The sequence below is a fragment of the Rhizobium aethiopicum genome (genome assembly GCF_014197535.1).
Lineage (GTDB): Bacteria > Pseudomonadota > Alphaproteobacteria > Rhizobiales > Rhizobiaceae > Rhizobium > Rhizobium aethiopicum_A.
The window spans coordinates 198,861-219,252 of sequence record NZ_JACIFV010000001.1 but is presented as its reverse complement, the minus strand read 5'-3'; the positions used below and the strand labels follow the sequence as shown (position 1 = coordinate 219,252).

At 61.2% G+C, this 20,392-nt stretch carries 23 protein-coding genes and 2 pseudogenes; 17 read left to right on the top strand and 8 right to left on the bottom strand.

The annotated features are described in order from the left end of the window. The first annotated feature begins 11 nt into the window (after positions 1–11). The 12 genes from rplF (at position 12) to GGD53_RS01130 (ending at position 7,943) form a co-directional block, all read left to right on the top strand. A complete protein-coding gene (gene rplF, locus GGD53_RS01185) occupies positions 12–545 on the top strand; it encodes a 50S ribosomal protein L6 (protein ID WP_184452870.1) in 534 nt (177 codons plus the stop codon). A gap of 12 nt (positions 546–557) precedes the next feature. Next, the gene (gene rplR, locus GGD53_RS01180) at positions 558–920 is read left to right on the top strand and encodes a 50S ribosomal protein L18 (protein ID WP_011424987.1); all 363 of its coding nucleotides are present in this window, start codon (positions 558–560) and stop codon (positions 918–920) included. A gap of 133 nt (positions 921–1,053) precedes the next feature. Further along, a complete protein-coding gene (gene rpsE / locus GGD53_RS01175; RefSeq protein WP_003573784.1) occupies positions 1,054–1,623 on the top strand; it encodes a 30S ribosomal protein S5 in 570 nt (189 codons plus the stop codon). Between the two features lie 13 nt (positions 1,624–1,636). Beyond that, positions 1,637–1,846 carry a 50S ribosomal protein L30 gene (gene rpmD / locus GGD53_RS01170; RefSeq protein WP_011424988.1) on the top strand — a complete coding sequence of 70 codons (210 nt, stop codon included), beginning with the start codon at positions 1,637–1,639 and terminating at the stop codon, positions 1,844–1,846. A 16-nt stretch (positions 1,847–1,862) separates the two neighbouring features. Then, positions 1,863–2,339 carry a 50S ribosomal protein L15 gene (gene rplO, locus GGD53_RS01165; protein ID WP_064801911.1) on the top strand — a complete coding sequence of 159 codons (477 nt, stop codon included), beginning with the start codon at positions 1,863–1,865 and terminating at the stop codon, positions 2,337–2,339. Between the two features lie 233 nt (positions 2,340–2,572). Further along, a complete protein-coding gene (gene secY, locus GGD53_RS01160; protein WP_085777822.1) occupies positions 2,573–3,913 on the top strand; it encodes a preprotein translocase subunit SecY in 1,341 nt (446 codons plus the stop codon). After that, positions 3,910–4,560: an adenylate kinase gene (locus tag GGD53_RS01155; protein WP_184452867.1), complete on the top strand. Its 651-nt coding sequence runs from the start codon at positions 3,910–3,912 to the stop codon at positions 4,558–4,560. The genes secY and GGD53_RS01155 overlap by 4 nt, the downstream gene beginning before the upstream one ends. Positions 4,561–4,782: 222 nt before the next feature. Further along, a complete protein-coding gene (gene rpsM / locus GGD53_RS01150; protein WP_008521297.1) occupies positions 4,783–5,151 on the top strand; it encodes a 30S ribosomal protein S13 in 369 nt (122 codons plus the stop codon). Between the two features lie 133 nt (positions 5,152–5,284). Continuing rightward, positions 5,285–5,674, top strand: coding sequence for a 30S ribosomal protein S11 (gene rpsK, locus GGD53_RS01145; RefSeq protein WP_003547577.1), 390 nt, complete (start codon positions 5,285–5,287; stop codon positions 5,672–5,674). 97 nt (positions 5,675–5,771) lie between these two features. Then, positions 5,772–6,782: a DNA-directed RNA polymerase subunit alpha gene (locus GGD53_RS01140; protein WP_003547579.1), complete on the top strand. Its 1,011-nt coding sequence runs from the start codon at positions 5,772–5,774 to the stop codon at positions 6,780–6,782. Positions 6,783–6,958: 176 nt separating this feature from the next. Beyond that, on the top strand, positions 6,959–7,381 hold the full coding sequence (rplQ, locus tag GGD53_RS01135) for a 50S ribosomal protein L17 (protein ID WP_007626063.1): 423 nt from the start codon (positions 6,959–6,961) through the stop codon (positions 7,379–7,381). A gap of 160 nt (positions 7,382–7,541) precedes the next feature. Then, positions 7,542–7,943, top strand: coding sequence for a DUF2809 domain-containing protein (locus GGD53_RS01130; protein WP_184452865.1), 402 nt, complete (start codon positions 7,542–7,544; stop codon positions 7,941–7,943). A gap of 9 nt (positions 7,944–7,952) precedes the next feature. Here GGD53_RS01130 and msrQ read toward each other — a convergent pair whose 3' ends face one another. Continuing rightward, positions 7,953–8,609 carry a protein-methionine-sulfoxide reductase heme-binding subunit MsrQ gene (msrQ, locus tag GGD53_RS01125; protein ID WP_184452863.1) on the bottom strand — a complete coding sequence of 219 codons (657 nt, stop codon included), beginning with the start codon at positions 8,607–8,609 and terminating at the stop codon, positions 7,953–7,955. Beyond that, positions 8,609–9,556, bottom strand: a complete 948-nt coding sequence (msrP, locus tag GGD53_RS01120; RefSeq protein WP_184452861.1) for a protein-methionine-sulfoxide reductase catalytic subunit MsrP — start codon at positions 9,554–9,556, stop codon at positions 8,609–8,611. The genes msrQ and msrP overlap by 1 nt, the downstream gene beginning before the upstream one ends. 340 nt (positions 9,557–9,896) lie before the next feature. Here msrP and ilvD point away from each other — a divergent pair, with 340 nt between their 5' ends. Continuing rightward, a complete protein-coding gene (gene ilvD, locus GGD53_RS01115) occupies positions 9,897–11,735 on the top strand; it encodes a dihydroxy-acid dehydratase (protein ID WP_184452859.1) in 1,839 nt (612 codons plus the stop codon). 56 nt (positions 11,736–11,791) lie between these two features. Here the strand turns inward: ilvD and GGD53_RS01110 are convergent, their stop codons facing one another. Both GGD53_RS01110 and GGD53_RS01105 read right to left on the bottom strand, forming a co-directional pair. Then, positions 11,792–12,142 carry a lysozyme inhibitor LprI family protein gene (locus tag GGD53_RS01110; protein ID WP_086005019.1) on the bottom strand — a complete coding sequence of 117 codons (351 nt, stop codon included), beginning with the start codon at positions 12,140–12,142 and terminating at the stop codon, positions 11,792–11,794. Positions 12,143–12,161: 19 nt separating this feature from the next. After that, positions 12,162–12,542 carry a YkvA family protein gene (locus GGD53_RS01105; RefSeq protein ID WP_184452857.1) on the bottom strand — a complete coding sequence of 127 codons (381 nt, stop codon included), beginning with the start codon at positions 12,540–12,542 and terminating at the stop codon, positions 12,162–12,164. A 133-nt stretch (positions 12,543–12,675) separates the two neighbouring features. Between GGD53_RS01105 and GGD53_RS01100 the strand changes: the two genes are divergently transcribed. Next, positions 12,676–14,079, top strand: coding sequence for a DegQ family serine endoprotease (locus tag GGD53_RS01100; protein WP_184452855.1), 1,404 nt, complete (start codon positions 12,676–12,678; stop codon positions 14,077–14,079). After that, positions 14,076–15,392, top strand: a complete 1,317-nt coding sequence (locus GGD53_RS01095; RefSeq protein WP_184452853.1) for a replication-associated recombination protein A — start codon at positions 14,076–14,078, stop codon at positions 15,390–15,392. The genes GGD53_RS01100 and GGD53_RS01095 overlap by 4 nt, the downstream gene beginning before the upstream one ends. A 12-nt stretch (positions 15,393–15,404) precedes the next feature. Here the strand turns inward: GGD53_RS01095 and GGD53_RS01090 are convergent, their stop codons facing one another. The 3 genes and pseudogenes from GGD53_RS01090 to GGD53_RS01080 all read right to left on the bottom strand — a co-directional run. Next, on the bottom strand, positions 15,405–15,716 hold the full coding sequence (locus GGD53_RS01090) for a DUF1883 domain-containing protein (protein WP_064801929.1): 312 nt from the start codon (positions 15,714–15,716) through the stop codon (positions 15,405–15,407). An 85-nt stretch (positions 15,717–15,801) separates the two neighbouring features. Beyond that, positions 15,802–16,806 (bottom strand): ketopantoate reductase family protein, encoded by a 1,005-nt coding sequence (locus GGD53_RS01085; RefSeq protein ID WP_184452851.1) that lies wholly within the window; start codon positions 16,804–16,806, stop codon positions 15,802–15,804. Between the two features lie 154 nt (positions 16,807–16,960). Next, positions 16,961–17,662 (bottom strand): annotated as a pseudogene (locus GGD53_RS01080) (SDR family NAD(P)-dependent oxidoreductase); the annotation flags it as partial. Between GGD53_RS01080 and GGD53_RS01075 the strand changes: the two are divergent. Beyond that, a pseudogene (locus tag GGD53_RS01075) lies at positions 17,657–18,472 on the top strand (LysR family transcriptional regulator); the annotation flags it as partial. The pseudogenes GGD53_RS01080 and GGD53_RS01075 overlap by 6 nt on opposite strands. Before the next feature lie 12 nt (positions 18,473–18,484). On the opposite strand, the gene GGD53_RS01070 reads toward GGD53_RS01075, so the two are convergent. Continuing rightward, positions 18,485–19,048: a nucleoside 2-deoxyribosyltransferase gene (locus tag GGD53_RS01070; protein WP_184452849.1), complete on the bottom strand. Its 564-nt coding sequence runs from the start codon at positions 19,046–19,048 to the stop codon at positions 18,485–18,487. Between the two features lie 352 nt (positions 19,049–19,400). Between GGD53_RS01070 and GGD53_RS01065 the strand changes: the two genes are divergently transcribed. After that, positions 19,401–20,375, top strand: a complete 975-nt coding sequence (locus GGD53_RS01065) for an alpha/beta hydrolase (protein ID WP_184453487.1) — start codon at positions 19,401–19,403, stop codon at positions 20,373–20,375. Positions 20,376–20,392 lie beyond the last annotated feature (17 nt).

Below are 20,392 nucleotides of genomic sequence, written 5' to 3'. Positions count from 1 at the left end.
AGGATTGAAACATGTCTCGTATCGGTAAGAAGCCCGTTCAGGTGCCTGCTGGGATTACGGCTACGGTCGAAGGCCAGAAGGTCACTGCAAAGGGCCCGAAGGGCGAGCTGTTTTTCGTTGCTAACGACGAAATCAGCCTCAAGCTCGAAAACAACGCGGTCGTCGTGACGCCCGTAAACCAGACCAAGGATGCACGTTCGAAGTGGGGCATGTCCCGCACGATGATCGAAGGCATCTTCAAGGGCGTCAAGGACGGCTTCGAGCGCAAGCTCGAAATCAACGGCGTCGGTTACCGCGCCTCGCTGCAGGGCAAGAACCTGCAGCTGGCTCTCGGTTTCAGCCATGACGTGATCTATGAACCGCCGGTCGGCATCACGATCGCCGTTCCGAAGCCGACTGAAATTGTTGTCTCCGGCATCAATAAGCAGCAGGTCGGTCAGGTCGCCGCCGAAATCCGCGAATATCGCGGTCCTGAGCCGTACAAGGGCAAGGGCGTCAAGTATGCCGACGAGCGGATCGTCCGCAAAGAAGGCAAGAAGAAGTAAGGATCACGCGAAATGGCTAGCAGGAAAGAAGCACTTGCACGTCGTGCCAACCGCGTGCGCCGTCATATCAAGTCGGTGGCCAATGGCCGTCCGCGCCTGTCGGTTCATCGCTCCTCGAAGAACATCTATGCCCAGATCATCGATGACGTGGCCGGCAAGACGCTTGCGTCCGCCTCCACCCTCGACAAGGATCTGCGCGGTTCTCTGAAGACCGGTGCCGATACCGCCGCCGCCGCCGCCGTGGGCAAGCTCGTCGCCGAGCGCGCCTCCAAGGCCGGTGTTACGGACGTCGTATTCGACCGTGGCGCCTTCATCTATCACGGCCGCATCAAGGCTCTCGCCGAAGCGGCCCGCGAAGGCGGTCTGACCTTCTGATCAGTTTCCGGCCGGCGCTGTCGCTCCGGCCGGAGTTTCGCCGGACCGCAGGCACTCCCCGGTAAGAAGGGGAGGCTGATGCGGTCCACATTCATTTGCCGATTGCACCCGGAAAAGAAAAAGGAAGAGGACAATGGCACAGGAAAGAAGGCCGCAGCGGGAAGACCGCCAGAGCCGTGAAGAGCGCGATAGCGAATTCGTCGACAAGCTGGTCGCGATCAACCGCGTCGCCAAGGTCGTCAAGGGCGGCCGTCGTTTTGGTTTCGCAGCACTCGTCGTCGTCGGCGACCAGAAGGGCCGCGTCGGCTTCGGCCATGGCAAGGCGCGCGAAGTGCCGGAAGCCATCCGCAAGGCAACCGAAGCCGCCAAGCGCGAGCTGATCTTCGTACCGCTGCGTGACGGCCGTACGCTGCATCACGACGTCCACGGCCGCCACGGCGCCGGCAAGGTTCTGCTGCGCTCCGCCAAGGTCGGTACCGGCATCATCGCCGGCGGTCCGATGCGCGCCGTATTCGAAACGCTCGGCATGCACGACGTCGTCGCCAAGTCGACCGGTTCGTCGAACCCCTACAACATGGTTCGCGCCACCTTCGACGCTCTGAAGCACCAGGTTCACCCGAAGGACATCGCAGCTCAGCGCGGCATCAAGTATGCAACGCTGCAGGCTCGTCGTAGCGCCTCCGGCAACGCCTCTGAAGAATAAGAGGAGCTGACCAATGGCCAAGGCTACCAAGAAGGCTGAAGCGAAGACTGTGACGATCGAACAGATCGGCAGCCCGATTCGCCGTCCGGACGTCCAGCAGCGCACGCTGATCGGTCTCGGACTGAACAAAATGCACCGTCGCCGCACGCTGGAGGATACTCCTTCCGTTCGCGGCATGATCCGTGCTGTCCAGCATCTCGTTCGCATCGTCGACGAGAAGTGAGACGGAGGAAACGCTCATGAAACTCAATGAAATCAAGGACAACGAAGGCTCGACCCACAGCCGCAAGCGCCTCGGCCGCGGTATCGGTTCGGGCTCCGGCAAGACGGCTGGTCGCGGTGTCAAGGGTCAGAAGTCCCGTTCCGGCGTCGCCATCAACGGCTTCGAAGGCGGCCAGATGCCGATCTATCGTCGCCTGCCGAAGCGCGGCTTCAACAACATTTTCGCTTCCGATTTTGTTGTCGTGTCGCTCGGCCGCATTCAGGCTGCGATCGACGCCGGCAAGCTCGATGCCAAGGCGACTGTTGACGCAGCTGCCCTGAAGGCTGCCGGCGTTATCCGCCGCGCCAAGGATGGCGTTCGCGTTCTCGCCGACGGCGAGCTCAAGGCCAAGATCACCATCGTCGTCGCAGGCGCTTCCAAGCCCGCCGTCGAGAAGATCGAAAAGGCCGGCGGCACAGTGACGCTGCTTTCGGCTCCGGCTGCAGCAGAATAATATCTGATGATATATCGCCCGGGGTGCTTCACACCGGGCGATTTTGCTCCCATATGTGGGCCTCACAAAAACTTGGCTGGCGCGCCCGCGTCATGCCGGTAAGACTGGAAAACAAGGGTGAGGCATGGGGTTGCGCTGCAATCCGTCCAAAGCCCGGTTTTGAATTATTTTCATACTGATTCCGGGGCCGGTATTTCCCCAGGGACGCCGGAATTGGTAGGGCGGAGAATCGCATGGCTTCTGCAGCGGAACAATTGGCATCCAACCTCAATTTTTCGACCTTTGCCAAAGCCGAGGATTTGAAGAAGCGTCTGTGGTTCACACTGGCAGCTCTCCTCGTGTATAGGCTCGGCACCCATATCCCGCTCCCGGGCCTCAATCCCGAAGCTTATGCCCAGGCGTTCCGCGGCCAGGCAGGCGGTATTCTCGGCCTTTTCAACATGTTCTCGGGCGGCGCCGTTCAGCGCATGGCGATCTTTGCGCTCGGTATCATGCCCTATATCTCCGCTTCGATCATCGTGCAGCTGATGACTTCGGTCGTGCCGACGCTTGAAAACCTGAAGAAGGAAGGCGAGCAGGGTCGCAAGATCATCAACCAGTACACCCGCTACGGCACCGTCATTCTGGGTGCGCTTCAGGCTTATGGCATTGCCGCCGGCCTTGAGAGCGGCCAGGGCCTTGTCGTCGATCCGGGCTGGTTCTTCCGGATTTCCACCGTTCTGACGCTGCTCGGCGGCACGATGTTCCTGATGTGGCTCGGCGAGCAGATCACCTCGCGCGGTATCGGCAACGGCATTTCGCTGATCATCTTCGCCGGTATCGCAGCCGGCCTTCCGAGCGCGCTTGCCGGCACGCTCGAACTCGGCCGCACCGGCGCGCTCTCGACCGGTCTCATCCTGCTCGTCATCATTGTCGCGATCGCCGTCATCGGTGTCATCGTCTTCGTAGAGCGCGCCCAGCGCCGGCTGCTGATCCAGTATCCGAAGCGCCAGGTCGGCAACCGTATGTTCCAGGGCGATACGTCGCATCTGCCGCTGAAGCTCAACACGTCGGGCGTGATCCCGGCGATTTTTGCCTCTTCGCTGCTGCTTCTGCCAGCGACGGTCGCGGGCTTTGCCAACACCACGGCGATGCCTGCCTGGGCGACGTCGATCGTTGCCGCCCTCGGCCATGGCCAGCCGCTCTACATGGTGCTCTACGCGGCGCTGATCGCCTTCTTCGCCTTCTTCTATACGGCCATCGTCTTCAATCCGAAGGACACGGCCGACAATCTGAAGAAGCATGGCGGCTTTATTCCCGGCATTCGTCCCGGTGAGCGCACCGCCGAATATATTGACTACGTGCTGACCCGAATCACGGTGATCGGCGCCATCTATCTCGTCTTCGTCTGCATCCTCCCGGAGATTTTGGTGTCGCAAACCGGCATTCCGTTATCCCTTGGTGGGACTTCGCTTTTGATCGTGGTTAGCGTAACTCTTGATACGGTTGCACAGATCCAGGGTCACCTGATCGCGCAGCAATACGAAGGCCTGATCAAGAAATCAAAGTTGCGAGGAGGAAAGAGGGGGCGATGAGACTTATCCTTTTGGGGCCGCCGGGCGCGGGCAAGGGAACCCAGGCCCAGCGGATCGTGGAAAAGCACGGCATTCCGCAGCTTTCCACGGGAGATATGCTGCGTGCGGCGGTCAACGCCGGCACGGAGGTCGGCAAGCGCGCCAAGGCGGTCATGGACGCCGGCAAGCTGGTCTCGGATGAGATCGTCATCGCCATCGTCTCCGAGCGAATCGATCAGCCCGATTGCGCCAACGGTTTCATTCTTGATGGCTTCCCCAGGACCCTTGTTCAGGCGGACGCTACGGAAGCGATGCTGAGAGCAAAGGGTCTCGATCTCTCTATCGTCATCGAATTCCGCGTCGACGACGCTGAGCTCGTCCGGCGCGTTGCCGGTCGCTACTCCTGTGCGCAGTGCGGTAGCGTCTATCACGACACGGACAAGGTCCCGGCCAATGAGGGTGTGTGCGACAAGTGCGGCTCTACCCACTTCAAGCGCCGTCCCGACGACAATCCGGAGACCATGACGGCCCGGCTGCAGGTCTACTACAAAGAGACCTCACCGCTGATCGGTTACTACCATGCCAAGGGCAAGCTCAGGTCTGTCGACGGCATGGCTGAAATCGATCAGGTGACTGCCGAGGTCGAAGCCATTCTTTCCAAGCTGTAAGGCTTGAAAATAAACTTGGCGGAAACGGTTGCTTTTCAGCAGTGATTCCGCTAAACACCGCGCCAACTCGCGACATTCCCTGCGATCGGCGCGGATTTCCCTGGGAAGTCCGGGTGCGGTCGTTTTGACATGTTACGGACATTAAATCTGAACGGGCGGTCCTGAGGGCCGCATAACGAAGCCCACTTGCCTGATGGCAACTGGAATGCAAGGAGAACAGGCGTGGCACGTATCGCTGGCGTCAACATCCCGACTGCAAAGCGCGTAGTCATCGCGCTGACCTACATTCACGGGATCGGTCCGAAATTCGCACAGGAAATCGTCGAGAAGGTCGGTATTCCGGCTGAACGTCGTGTGCATCAGCTGACGGACGCTGAAGTCCTTCAGATCCGCGAAGCCATCGACCGCGACTATCAGGTCGAGGGTGATCTTCGTCGCGAAACCGCGATGAACATCAAGCGTCTGATGGACCTCGGCTGCTACCGCGGCCTGCGTCATCGTCGCGGCCTTCCGGTCCGCGGTCAGCGCACGCACACCAATGCCCGCACCCGTAAGGGTCCGGCAAAGGCAATCGCTGGCAAGAAGAAGTAATTTCCGGGAAACCGGGGTGGGGAGGCTGGCGGTCCGCGCCGGCCTCTTTTGAGTTTGGAGCGGGACCATTTAGGCGCCGTTCCGGTGTAGCCGCTGGTATTACGGCGGTGAAGAGATCAACGAAAGGAATAGCATGGCTAAGGAAGCCGTCCGCGTTCGCCGTCGCGAGCGCAAGAATATCTCGTCGGGTGTCGCTCACGTCAACTCGACCTTCAACAACACGATGATCACCATCACTGATGCGCAGGGCAATGCGATCGCCTGGTCGTCGGCTGGCGCCAAGGGCTTCAAGGGCTCGCGCAAGTCGACCCCCTTCGCCGCCCAGATCGCCGCCGAAGACTGCGCCAAGAAGGCCCAGGAGCACGGCATGAAGTCGCTGGAAGTCGAAGTCTGCGGTCCGGGTTCGGGTCGTGAATCGGCTCTGCGCGCGCTCCAGGCTGCAGGTTTCATGATCACGTCCATCCGCGACGTGACCCCGATCCCGCACAATGGCTGCCGTCCGCGCAAGAAGCGCCGCGTCTGATCATCGCTCTCGTCACTGGTGAGCGCCTTGGCGCTCCCGGTGGTTTTCAAGCTCGGTTGCCACGATTGGATGGTGGCAACGAACGGAAGGCAAACTCATGATTCAGAAGAACTGGCAGGAACTGATCAAGCCGAACAAGGTGGAGTTCTCCTCGAGCTCGCGCACCAGGGCGACGCTTGTTGCTGAACCGCTGGAGCGCGGCTTCGGCCTGACCCTCGGCAATGCGCTTCGCCGCGTTCTGCTCTCCTCGCTGCGCGGCGCTGCCGTCACGGCGGTGCAGATCGATGGCGTGCTGCATGAATTCTCCTCGATTCCGGGCGTCCGCGAAGACGTCACGGATATCGTGCTCAACATCAAGGAAATCGCCATCAAGATGGATGGCGACGACGCAAAGCGCATGGTCGTGCGCAAACAGGGCCCGGGCGTTGTGACGGCTGGCGACATCCAGACGGTCGGCGATATCGAAATCCTCAACCCCGAGCATGTCATCTGCACGCTCGACGAGGGCGCCGAAATCCGCATGGAATTCACCGTCAACAACGGCAAGGGCTACGTTCCGGCCGAGCGCAATCGTGCGGAAGATGCTCCGATCGGTCTCATCCCGGTCGACAGCCTTTATTCGCCGGTCAAGAAGGTGTCCTACAAGGTTGAAAATACCCGCGAAGGACAGGTTCTCGACTACGACAAGCTGAACATGACCATCGAAACCGATGGCTCGATCACCGGCGAAGACGCCGTCGCTTTTGCGGCGCGCATCCTCCAGGATCAGCTTGGCGTCTTCGTCAACTTCGACGAGCCGCAGAAGGAAACCGAAGAGGAAGCAGTCACCGAGCTCGCTTTCAACCCGGCTCTCCTCAAGAAGGTGGACGAACTCGAACTGTCGGTCCGTTCGGCAAACTGCCTGAAGAACGACAACATCGTCTACATCGGCGACCTCATTCAGAAGACCGAAGCAGAAATGCTCCGCACGCCGAATTTTGGTCGCAAGTCGCTGAACGAAATCAAGGAAGTTCTCGCTTCCATGGGCCTGCACCTCGGCATGGAAGTGCCGGCATGGCCGCCCGAGAACATCGAAGATCTCGCCAAGCGTTACGAAGACCAGTACTGAGCGGCGTGAGGAAAAGTGTAAAGCGGTTTACCGCCCGCACGCCGATCGCAAGAACATAACAAAAGGCAGGCTCTTTCGGCTGCCTTTCCCCGTCAAACAGCAGGCCGATCGCCTGCATGTGCCAGGAAACGGCAGGCCCACCTAACGTAAGGGCACTGCATTAAAGGAGAATAGCAATGCGCCATGGTAAAGCCGGCCGCAAGCTGAATAGAACCGCAAGCCACCGCAAGGCGATGTTCGCCAATATGGCGGCTTCGCTGATTACCCACGAGCAGATCGTCACGACCCTGCCGAAGGCCAAGGAAATCCGTCCGATCGTCGAAAAGCTCGTCACGCTCGGCAAGCGCGGCGACCTGCACGCTCGCCGTCAGGCGATCTCGCAGATCCGCGATGCCGCCGTCGTCTCGAAGCTGTTCGACACGATCGCAACGCGTTACGCCACCCGCAACGGCGGCTACCTGCGCATTATGAAGGCCGGCTTCCGCCAGGGCGACAATGCCGCCATGGCCGTGATCGAGTTCGTCGACCGCGACACCTTCGCCAAGGGCGCAGCCGACAAGGCCCGCGTCGCTGCCGAAGAGCAGGCCGTCGCCGCTTAAGTCTTCCGCTCCTGCGGATAGAAACAGCCGGGCTCACAAAGCCCGGCTGTTTTCGTTTGTGCAGTGGTCATGGACGAAAATGTCAGCGCCGATCTGCGGCGGCAGACAGCACCTCTCGTAATTCGATATCAACGGGTTGATTGATATAGGCCAGGTCCAATTGCGCGAAATCATTCAAACCTACTCTCAAGCGCGGTTCCTTCGCCTCGCAGCTCTATTTGCGGTGATAGTGCTTGGGCTGGCGCTCAGACGGTTCGGATATGCGGTCGATCTGCCTTTCGTCGTCGTCAAATATGGTGGATCGGCGCTCTGGGGGGCGATGGTCTATCTGCTGGTGGCGCTCATCGTTGCACGGTCCCGGCCGGCTTTCCTTGCCATCATCGCGCTGTTCATCGCGATCTCAGTGGAATTGTTCCGGCTCTATCACACGCCATGGCTCGACACGTTTCGGCTGACCACGGCAGGCGCGCTGTTGCTTGGCCGGATATTCTCACTGTGGAATATCTTGGCCTATGCAATCGGCATCGCCGCGGCCTGTGCTTCTGATCCCGCGCGCCGTTGACAGCTGGCTTCAGGAAACCGACGCCGCCGCACGATTGCGTTGCCGCCCCTGGCTTTTCTTCCGACTGCGTGCGATCGGCCGCCAGGAGCGGTAAAGGATGAGCGCGATGATCAACCCCACATAAATAAACTGCTCGAGATTGAGGATCTTGGTCGAAAGCGCAAAATGCAGAGCCCCGGAGGCGGCAATGATGTAGACGAGGCGGTGCAGCCAGATCCAGCGATTGCCGAGGCGACGGATCGAGAAATTATTGGATGTCACCGCCAGGGGAATAAGCATCGCAAGGCCAGCCATGCCGAACATGATGAACGGGCGCTTCAGCACGTCGTTGATGACGGCCTGAATATCCATCGCCTGGTCGAGCACCATGTAAACGGTGAAATGCATCAGCGCGTAGTAAAAGGTCAAAAGGCCGAGAGCGCGGCGATAGCGGAGATAGTTCCAGCCGAACAACTCGCGGGCAGGGGACACTGCAAGCGTTGCGATCAGGAAGCGGATCGTCCAGATGCCAAGGAAGAGCTCGAAGGTCTTGACCGGATCGGCACCGAGCTGATCGGTTGCGCCGAGATAGAAGGTCCAGACGGCGGGCACGAGCCCGGCGATATAAAGCAGCCAGACGGAGGCAGGCTGCCAGCGCTTCGGGATGGCGAGCGACAGTTCGGCCATCAGAAATTCGCCTTCAGATCCATGCCGGCATAAAGGCTCGCCACCTCATCGGCATAGCCGTTGAAGGGCAGGGTGGGGTGGCGGCTGGCGCCGAAGAAGCCGCTTTGGCCGATGCGTCTTTCTGTGGCCTGGCTCCAGCGCGGATGGTCGACGGCAGGATTGACGTTGGCGTAGAAACCGTATTCCTGCGGATTGGTCACCTGCCAGGTGTTCTTCGGCTGCTGGTCGGTGAGCGTGATCCTGACGATCGACTTGATGCCCTTGAAGCCGTATTTCCACGGCACGACAAGGCGGATCGGCGCACCATTCTGGTTCGGCAGCGTTTCGCCATACAGTCCGACGGCAAGCAGCGTCAGCGCGTGGCGCGCCTCGTCCAGCCGCAGCCCCTCGACATAGGGCCAGTCGAGCGACTGAAAGAAGCCCTTCTGCCCCGGCATCTCCTCCGGCCGCACGACGGTTTCGAAGGCGACATATTTGGCGCTGCCGAGCGGTTCCACCTTGTCGAGCAGCGCTGACAGCGGAAACCCGTTCCATGGAATGACCATCGACCACGCCTCGACGCAACGCATCCGATAGGTGCGCTCCTCGATCGGGAATTCCTTCATCAGCGCCTCGACGTCGAAGGTGCCTGGCTTGTTGACCATGCCGTCGACCTTGACCGTCCAGGGCAGCGGCTTGAAATCGCCGGAGAGAGCGGCGGGGTCGCCCTTGTCGAGACCGAACTCATAGAAATTATTGTAAGTCGTGACGTCCTTGATCGGCGTCGTCTTCTCATCGACCTTGTACTTGCTCTCGACGGCGGAAAGGGCGGCCGCGCTCGCCTTGCCGGCGCCATAGAGCGCCATGGCGCCAAGCGTCGCTGCGCCCAGGAATTCACGGCGGCGCAGATAGACCTGGCGCGGAGTGATCTCCGACGACGCGATCTTCGGGTGGCGATAACTTGGCATGTCGAAAACCTCCAGGGCGGATATTCCGAATATAGTCCTTAAACGAACCGCCCGCATGTTCGGATCAATTTCTATGCCTTGAATATTGCTGACAGGAAGCCAATTTTTTGTGTTCGGCTGTGATGGAATAGGGGTGTAACCAAAGGCCCGCCGAACCGTATATATTCGAATGGCGCTCAACGCGCTTCTCCCGGCAGCGTACCGGATTTGGCCTTGCCGGTAGTGACAGCTCCCATCGATTGGATTAGGACAATTCCAAAAAGCGGCGTTCGCCCGGTCCGCAGGCTTCATTGCCGCCCCGGCTTCGCCTGATGTTTCCGACATGTCGAGGAAGACACCGATGCCAGCTTACCGTTCCAGAACCACGACCCACGGCCGCAACATGGCGGGCGCGCGCGGCCTTTGGCGCGCCACGGGCATGAAGGATTCGGATTTTGGCAAGCCGATCATCGCGGTGGTGAATTCTTTCACCCAGTTCGTGCCGGGCCACGTGCATCTGAAGGATCTCGGTCAGCTCGTCGCTCGCGAAATCGAGGCGGCCGGCGGCGTCGCCAAGGAATTCAACACGATTGCTGTCGACGACGGCATCGCAATGGGCCATGACGGCATGCTCTATTCGCTGCCTTCGCGCGAGTTGATCGCCGACAGTGTCGAATACATGGTCAATGCCCATTGCGCCGACGCCATGGTCTGCATTTCCAACTGCGATAAGATCACCCCCGGCATGCTGATGGCCTCGCTGCGCCTCAACATCCCCACTGTCTTCGTTTCCGGCGGTCCGATGGAAGCGGGCAAGGTCGTGCTGCACGGCAAGCAACACGCGCTTGACCTCGTCGATGCCATGGTCGCGGCTGCCGATGACAAGATCTCCGATGACGACGTCAAGGTCATCGAGCGTTCAGCCTGTCCGACCTGCGGTTCGTGCTCCGGCATGTTCACCGCAAACTCCATGAATTGCCTGACGGAGGCGCTTGGCCTGTCGCTGCCCGGCAACGGCTCGACGCTTGCCACCCATGCCGATCGTAAGCGCCTCTTCGTCGAGGCTGGCCACCTGATCGTCGATCTCGCCCGCCGCTATTACGAGCAGGACGACGTCAAGGCGCTGCCGCGCACCATCGCCTCCAAGCAGGCCTTCGAGAATGCCATGGCGCTCGATATCGCCATGGGCGGTTCGACCAACACGGTCCTGCACATCCTGGCCGCCGCCCATGAAGGTGAGGTTGACTTCACGATGGCCGATATTGATGCGCTGTCGCGCCGGGTGCCGTGTCTGTCGAAGGTCGCACCCGCTAAGAGCGACGTGCATATGGAAGATGTCCACCGCGCCGGCGGCATCATGTCGATCCTCGGCGAGCTCGACAAGGGCGGCCTGCTGAACCGCGATTGCCCGACCGTCCATGCCGAGACGCTCGGCGACGCGATCGACCGCTGGGACATCACCCGCACCACGAGCGACACCGTCCGCAACTTCTATCGCGCCGCTCCCGGCGGCATCCCGACCCAGGTTGCCTTCAGCCAGGAAGCTCGTTGGGACGAGCTCGACACCGATCGCCAGAACGGCGTCATCCGCTCAGTCGAACATCCCTTCTCCAAGGATGGCGGTCTTGCCGTGCTGAAAGGTAATCTCGCGGTCGACGGCTGCATCGTCAAGACGGCCGGCGTCGATGAATCGATCCTGAAATTCTCTGGCCCGGCCCGCGTCTTCGAAAGTCAGGATGCGTCGGTCAAGGCGATCCTCGCCAACGAGATCAAGGCCGGCGACGTCGTCGTCATCCGCTACGAAGGCCCGAAGGGCGGTCCCGGCATGCAGGAAATGCTCTATCCCACAAGCTACCTGAAGTCGAAAGGCCTCGGCAAGGCCTGCGCACTCATCACCGACGGCCGCTTCTCCGGCGGTACCTCGGGTCTCTCGATCGGCCATGTCTCGCCGGAAGCGGCGAATGGCGGCACGATCGGGCTGGTTCGCGAAGGCGACATGATCGATATCGATATCCCGAACCGCACGATCAGCCTGCGCGTCGGCGAGGCCGAACTCGCCGCCCGCCGCGCCGAGCAGGACAGCAAGGGCTGGCAGCCGACCGAGGTTCGCAAGCGCAACGTCACCACCGCGCTGAAGGCTTACGCTGCCTTCGCGACGAGCGCCGATCGCGGCGCCGTGCGGGATCTGAACGCTCGCTAGTCTCGAATCTATGACCCGCTGATTAAGTGTCAGCTGCTCTACCAAGCCGGCCGCTGTCAAAGCGGCCGGTTGATGTTTTTGTAGGTCTCGCCGAGCTGCTTCATCCGCTCGTCATAGGCAGCCTTGATACAGGCCGCGTCGGCCCCGCATTCCTGTCGCTTCTTCAGCCAGGCGGTCTGCTCGTCCTGCAATGTTCCGCGCGAGCCCATGGCCAGCAGCCCGGAGAGCAGCTCGAAGGTCGTTACCATCTTGACGTCGGCATCGTTGAGGGCGCGGTTGTCGCAGATCGCCTTTTCGTCCGGCTTCAATTCCTTCGCATCACAATCGAAGCTCGCCGACCATGCCGGATCCGATGGGAAAATCAGGATCGCCAAACCGAGCGCGGCCGACATTCGCCATGTCATCATCATCTTCCTTTACTGCCGATCAAATCAGCTTGCGCACTGCCAGAGCCAGAAAGATGATGCAGGCGAGCCAGACGACAAGGATGAAGATCAATCCTGCCCGGCCGGAGGGGCGCTCAATCCGCCTTGAGGCCTCCTCGCGAAGCGCAGCCATCACCTCTGCCGGCACAAGTCGCGTCGCCAGCAGGATGCCGAGCGGCACGATGACGAGATCGTCGAGATAGCCGAGCACAGGGATGAAATCGGGGATCAGATCGATCGGCGAAAGCGCATAGGCTGCGACAGCGCCGGCGACCGCTTTCGCATACCAGGGCACGCGAGGATCGCGGGCGGCAAGCCACAGCGCAACGATGTCACGCCTCAGTGACTTTGCCCAGATTTTGGCTTTTGATATCAGTTCCATGGCTGATTTTCCTGAATCAAATTCGCAGCGACTTCAAGGCATTCCCTTGCCTTATTCTTCCATGCTTCCGCCCTCTTTCCTTTCTAGCGTCGGACGCTACAACGTTGCTCAAGAGGATTCAAAAGGGATACCCATGAAAGGCCTGTTCAAGCGCGCCTCCGTTTCGCTGTTCGCTCTCATGCTCGTTCTGCCGGCTGCAGCCCAGGCGCAGACGGCAAAGACGGTGCCTGAGAGCCAGATGCAGATGCAGCTCTCCTTCGCGCCGCTCGTCAAGCAGACGTCGGGCGCAGTCGTCAACGTCTATGCGGAAAAGATCATCCAGCGTCAGTCGCCCTTTGCGGGCGATCCCTTCTTCGAGCAGTTTTTCGGCCAGCAGATGCCGAATCGATCCGAAAAGCAGTCCTCGCTCGGTTCCGGCGTCATCGTCGAGGCGAACGGCACCGTCGTCACCAATAACCACGTCGTCGAAGGCGCCGACGACATCAAGGTGGCGCTGCCGGATGGCCGCGAATTCCCCTGCAAGGTGGTGCTGCGCGACGACCGCGTCGACCTCGCCGTGCTGAAGATCGACACCAAGGAGAGCTTCCCGACGCTGCCGATCGGCAATTCCGATACCGTCGAGGTCGGCGATCTCGTACTGGCGATCGGCAATCCCTTCGGTGTCGGCCAGACGGTGACGAGCGGCATCGTCTCTGCGCTTGCCCGCAATCAGGTGGTCAAGAACGAGTTCGGCTTCTTCATCCAGACCGACGCGTCGATCAATCCCGGCAATTCCGGCGGCGCGCTGATGAACATGAAGGGCGAACTGATCGGCATCAATACGGCGATCTTCTCGCGCGGCGGCGGCTCGAACGGCATCGGCTTCGCTATTCCCGCTAATCTCGTCAAGGTCTTCCTCGCTTCCGCCGATGCCGGCGTCAAATCCTTCGAGCGGCCCTATGTCGGCGCGAGCTTCGATGCGGTGACGTCGGAAGTCGCCGAAGCCCTTGGACTCAACAAGGTGCGCGGCGCACTCGTCGTCAAGGTTTCGGAAGGCAGCCCGGCGGCCAAGGCCGGGCTGAAGGCCGGTCAGATCGTCACGTCGGTCAACGGCATCTCCGTCGAGCATCCGGACGCATTGCTCTATCGCCTGACGACAGCTGGCCTTGGCAGATCGGTCAATCTTACCGTCATGGACAACGGCCGCGAGGAGCAGTTATCGCTGGCGCTGGATCGCGCGCCGGAAACCTCGCCGCGCGACCAGCGCGTCATCGGCGGGCGCACACCCTTTACCGGCGCCGTCGTCGAAAACCTGTCGCCGCGTGTCGCAGACGAATTGCGTATGCCCTCGGAATCGGCGGGCGTCGTCGTTGCGGATGTCAAGGAGGATTCGCCGGCAGCCCGCCTTGGATTTGAGCCCAAGGATATCATCGTTTCGATCAACGGGACGGACGTGAAATCGACCAAAGAGCTCTCTGAGATCGCCGATAGCGACCCCGGCCTGTGGCGGGTCGAGATCGAGCGCGACGGCCAGCGGATCAGGCAGTTTTTCCGATGAGCAATGATCTCTTCGCGCCGCGTGTTCCGGAAGAGGTTGCCGCCAGGCGGCCGCTTGCGGACCGGTTGCGGCCGAAGACGCTTGCCGATGTCACCGGTCAGGAACATCTGACCGGTGAGGATGGCGTGCTGAAGAGGATGATCGAAAGTGGTTCGCTCGGATCGATGATCTTCTGGGGTCCGCCAGGCACCGGCAAAACGACGGTGGCGCGGCTGCTTTCCGGTGAAGCGGGGCTGGCCTTCGAGCAGATATCGGCGATCTTTTCCGGCGTCGCCGATCTGAAGAAAGTGTTCGAGGCGGCTCGCATGCGCCGCATGGACGGCCGCCAGACGCTGCTGTTCGTCGATGAGATCCATCGTTTCAACCGCGCCCAGCAGGACAGTTTCCTGCCGGTTATGGAGGACGGCACCGTCATCCTCGTCGGCGCCACTACCGAAAATCCCTCCTTCGAGCTCAACGCCGCTCTGTTGTCGCGCGCCCGCGTCCTCACCTTCAAGTCACACGACGAGGAGAGCCTGGAGGAATTGCTGACGCGCGCCGAGGCGATCGAGCAGAGGCCGCTGCCCCTAACCGGGGAGGCCCGCGCCAGCCTGATCCGCATGGCCGATGGTGACGGCCGCGCGGTGCTGACGCTTGCCGAAGAGGTCTGGCGCGCGGCGCGCGAGGGGGAGAGTTTCGACACTGAAGGCCTGACGCGTATCGTCCAGCGCCGTGCCCCGGTCTACGACAAGGCGCAGGATGGCCATTACAATCTGATTTCGGCGCTGCATAAGTCGGTGCGCGGCTCGGATCCGGATGCTGCGCTCTATTATCTCGCCCGCATGTTCGATGCCGGCGAGGATCCGCTCTATCTCGGCCGGCGTCTGGTGCGCATGGCGGTGGAGGATATCGGCCTTGCCGATCCGCAGGCACTGGTGATCTGCAACGCCGCCAAAGACGCCTATGACTATCTCGGATCGCCGGAGGGGGAGCTCGCGCTCGCCCAGGCCTGCGTCTATCTCGCCACTGCTCCGAAATCGAATGCCGTCTATACGGCCTTCAAGGCGGCAAGCCAGGCCGCGAAGCAGAACGGCTCGCTGTTGCCGCCCAAACATATCCTCAATGCGCCGACCAAGCTGATGAAGGGCGAGGGCTACGGCGAAGGTTATCGCTACGACCATGACGAGCCGGATGCCTTTTCCGGCCAGGATTATTTCCCGGAGAAAATGGGCCGCCAGACCTTCTACGATCCGCCGGAACGCGGTTTTGAACGCGACATCCGCAAGCGGCTGGAATGGTGGGCGAAGCTTCGCAAGGAGCGCAATCCGCGCTGACCCGTCTGAATGTCAGGAAGAACGCGGCGTCTTCTGATTGGGTGGCGCGGCGATCACCTTGACGGCAGATTCGGCAAGGCCGTGGTGGCCTTCCATATCGACGACGACGTGCCAGTGGCCGCTTTCCGGAACGGTGAGCTTGACCGGCGACTTCCGCGCCACGCCGCCGATATATTTGAAATCGAGAACCTCGGTAAAACGCTGGAAGTTCGGCGCCGTCATCAGACGAACATTGTTCACCGCATTCAGCGACACCTCGACGATCGTTCCGGCGCGTTGTTCCTTGAGATCGTAATGGGTGAAGCGGAAATTCGGTTTCGGCATCGGTCTCGCAGCGTCTGATAACTTGGCGAGATTTTATCAGCATGCCGGTTAACGAAAAGTTGGAAATCGGCCCCTTCAGCCGTTGTCAGTTGCCGCGCCGGTTTTCCCGATCCAGTTGCGTCACCAGCGCCAGGATCGTCTCCGATACCGGTGTCGGCACGGCGGTCAAGCGTCCAAGCGCCACCAGCATGCCCACAAGCGGGGTAATTTCGAGCGCCTTGCCGCCGATCAAATCCTGCAGCATCGAGGTTCGAACGCCGCCGATGTGGCGCGATTGCTCCAGCCGCTGCTCGACTGACATGGCGAAATCCGCGCCGACCGCGTCGCCGACGGCGCGCACTTCCTTCATGACCTTGCTGACCATATCCATGAGCGCCGGATCCGCCATGATGTCGGTCATCAGCGCCCGTGTTAGAGCACTGATCGGGTTGAAGGCGGCGTTGCCCATCAACTTGCTCCAGATTTCACTGCGGATGTCCGCCGTGGCCGTAATGCTGAGGCCGGCGCCGGTCAGCACCGCTGCTATGGCCGAAAGATCGGCAGACATTTCGCCGGAGGGCTCGCCAAGCACGAAGCGGCCGTTATGAGAAAGCCGGATCTCGCCCGGGCTGACAACTTCCGCACCTTGATAGGCGACGCAGCCAGCCACGCGGTCCGGCCCGATCAGCCGCCACAGCCTGCCGCCGGGATCGAGCTCATCAAATTGCAGCTCCGCATGTCCGCTCCTGGTATCGCGATGGAAATACCACCACGGAATGCCGTTGAGGATCATGACGACGCGGGTGCCTTGCTTGAGCAGACCGGCGATCCCTTCGGCGGCAGGCGGCAGCTGATGTCCCTTGAGGCCGGTGATGACGAGATCCTGCCGCGGCAATGTCTTCGGATCGTCGGTTGCCGTCACGCGCACCTTGAGCGGGGTTTCCGCATCGGCCTCGCGCAGGCTGATACCGTGGCTGCGGATCGCATCGAGATGCGCCCCACGCGCGACGACGGAGACGTCGACGTCGTTATCTTCCCTGCCTGCGAGCTTGGCGGCGATGGCGCCGCCAAGGGCGCCGGCGCCATAAATACAGATGGTCTTGATGGACATGTGTTGCCTCTTCACGGGTCACGGTCTGACTTACATCTAGGCCATCCCCAGCGAGAGGCGAATGCCAATTTGCCGCAAGGCGTTCTTTGCATCATCTCCACAGTGCTGCCGCCGCATGTTCAAATCCGAAGGCGGCGGCATTGGTCCTGGCTGCTCAGGCCCCAGCGGTTGCCTGGCTTGCAAAATCCGTGGAGATGGCAAGCTCGCGCCAGACGGCCAGCTCCTTTTCGACACTCGCATGCTGCGCCGCGATCATGGCGACCGTATCGCTGCCGAACGGCATGCGCAGCGGCGGTTTGGCCGAGTTGACCATCGCCATGATGCCGGCAGCGAGCTTGGCGGGGTTGCCGGGCTGGGCGTGATTGGCGTCGGCGGCGAAATTACGCATGTTTCCGGCCGGCGTGCCTTCGTAATCGGCGATCGAGGCCGGGCTTATTGCCAGCGAGCTGTCGGCGAGGAAGTCGGTACGGAAGAAGCCGGGCTCGACGATCGTCACCTTGATGCCGAAGGGTGCGAGTTCGGCGGCCATGGATTCCGACAGTCCCTCGACGGCGAATTTTGTCGAGCCGTAGACGCCCCAGCCGGGATAGCCGAAATAGCCGCCGATCGAGGAGAAATTCAGGATATGGCCGGAACGCTGACGACGCATATAGGGCAGCACGGCGCGTGTCACCTTCAGGAGACCGAAGACATTGGTGGCATAGATCCTTTCGATCTCTTCGGCTGAGGCTTCCTCGACGGCGCCGAGCAGGCCGTAGCCGGCATTGTTGGCGAGAACGTCGATGCGGCTGAAGCGGGCGATGCCGGCGGCCGCAGCCTCCTTCGCCTGCGTCTCGTTGGTGACGTCGAGGGCGACGAGCGGGGCGTCACGGCCTCTGCCGTCAGCCATGCCGTGCTCAATCTGGAAGACCGAATTGGTATCCGGCTGCTCAACCGTACGACACGCAGCGTTTCACTGACGGAGGCCGGCGATCTCCTGGTCTCACATCTCGCCCCGGCTTTCGGGGAGATGGCGGCCGCGCTCGATGCGCTGAACCGCTACCGCGATACGCCCTTCGGCAGGGTCAGGATCAACGTGCCGAATTCGATCGGTCCTTTCGTCATCGGCCGTGTCATCGCCCCGTTGATTGAGCGTAATCCCAATTTACAGCTGGAAATCAACGCGACCGACCGGCTGGTCGACATCGTCGAAGAAGGTTTTGATGCCGGCATCCGTTTCGGCGAACGTGTCACGGAAGGCATGATCGCCTTGCGCATCAAGCCGCGCATCCGCTTGGTCGTTGTCGGTTCACCTGCCTATTTCGAGAGGCGCCCGAGGCCGCGAACGCCTCACGATCTCAAGCGCCATCTTTGCATCCAGAACATGTTTCCCTCCGGTGCGCCTTATGCCTGGGAATTCGAGAAGGGCGGCCAAACGTTGAGTTTTCAGCCGACCGGACCGCTGTCGCTCGACGATCACGAACTGATGATGAAGGCTGCGCTCGGCGGCGTCGGTCTTGCCTATATCTGGGAGCCTCGCGTCGAAAAGGCCATTGCCGACGGCGAACTCATCCAGGTGCTCGATGACTGGTGTCAGCCGGAGGAACCGCTCTATCTCTACTATCCCAGCCGCCGCCACATGTCTGCGGGCTTCAGGGCGGTGATCGACGCGATCAGGGCGGACTAAAGGGCGCAATTCCTACCCACGCAGGCCAGCGATCGTCTGAAGCGCCTGAATATAAACCGCCAGGTCGCGTGCAGGATCCGCCGGCAGAGCGGTCGCACGGAATACCTTGCCTCCCGCCGCCTCGACGCCTCCGTCGATCATCAGATTGTCAGCCATACCGTGATTTTCGATAGCGACGCCGTCAGGCCCGCGCGGACGTCCGCTCGTCTCATCGATCTCCATTCCCGCATACCAGATCGAGCGGACGCGCAGCCCATAGTCGTCGGGGTGGTTGGTATAGGCGAAGACCGATTTGCCGAGAGCAATCATGAAGCCGATCTCGTAGACCGTACCCGGATCGGCGCTGACGCCGCGAAAGGGTGTGATGTTGGCGAGGCAGATTTCCGCCTTGCGCATGGCGACGTCATTGCGGGCGTAGATCTCTGCAGCCGTCCGCTTTATCGGCGTCTGGTTTTCGTCGCTGCCGGGACCGGTCGGTTCGAAGCCGAACTGACGCGCCAATCGGCGTTTCTCGGCCATGATGGGCAGCGCATCGGGAAGAAAGACTTCCGGGCCGGCAAGGTAAATGGTGGTCATCGGTATCCTTCATTCCTACGCGAGCCGAAGCATTGGAGTTAAGGGCAGGGCGGGAGCCTATTTCCGATGGAACCCTGGCAGATGGCAAGCCGCGCCGGCAACAATTGTCGATTTCTTCCAATGATAGTCCGGTCAGCCCGCAGCAGTCCGGCAGCTGCCGCGCCGGCCGGCATCAGCCTGCTCGTTGGAGAAAAAAGCGGAAGGTTGCGTTCGTCACCCTTTTGACTCCGCTGGGCGAAGCGGCCAAAGATACGGCCATCGGCAGCATCATCGGGAGAGATTGATGAAGGGGCGGATTTTGTCAAATGCTGATCGAAGAGCGCCGAAGCGGCTCGGATATCTGTTTCCCGCCTTGGCCGCGCTGATCCTGTCGGCACCGCTGGCGCTGGGAGAGGAAATCGGGCCGCAAAGCCAGTCCTCGCGTGCCCAGGTCGAAAAACTGCTCGGCCTGTGGAAGGAGCACTTTGCCGGCGCCGACAGCCTGCAAGAGCGCAGGGCTGCTTTCGCCAGGCTGATGGAAACGATGCCGGGGCCGACGCGCATCCAGGTCAGGCAGGTCGATGCCGACGGTGTGGATGGCGAGCTGATGTGGCCCGCCCGGCTTCATCACCCGATCGGAAAAAGGGTGATTCTCTACATCCATGGCGGCGGCTTTTCCGGCGGTTCCATCCGCACGCACGGCTTGTTCGCCGGCTCGCTCGCCAAGGCCTCATCCAGCGACGTGCTTCTGATCAATTATCGGCTGATGCCGGAATATACCTATCCCGCCCAGATCAACGACGCGCTGACGGCCTATCGCTGGCTTCTCGATAACGGTTATAGCAATGAGAACGTCGTCGTGGCAGGAGACGGCGCCGGTGGCAACATTGCGCTCGAGGCGGTGCTGCGGCAGAAGCAGGCGGCCAAACCCTTGCCGGCGGCCGTGATTGCGCTGAGCCCGATCACCGATCTTGCCGCGACGGGCGGATCGATGACGGCGAATGCGGGCAGCGACCCGCTGGTCGACAAGGCGTGGATCGAGACCTTGCGCAAGACCTATCTCGGCAGCCGGCCTGCAGCCGATCCTCAGGCCTCACCGCTTTATGCCGACATGACCGGATTCCCGCCGTTATTGCTGCAGGTCGGTTCCGGCGAAGCCCTGCTTGATGACACGCTGCGCCTTGCCGACAAAGCGCGCCGGGAGGGAGTAGATGTCACCACCGAGGTCTGGCCGGGCATGCCGCATCAGTGGCAGCTGTTTCCCGCGCTGCTCGATGATGCCGATCGCTCGAGCCAGACTATTGCCGAGTTTGCGATCCGGCATTTTGCCGACAAGCCGGAAGAGTAGGGGCCACGGCAGCTGGA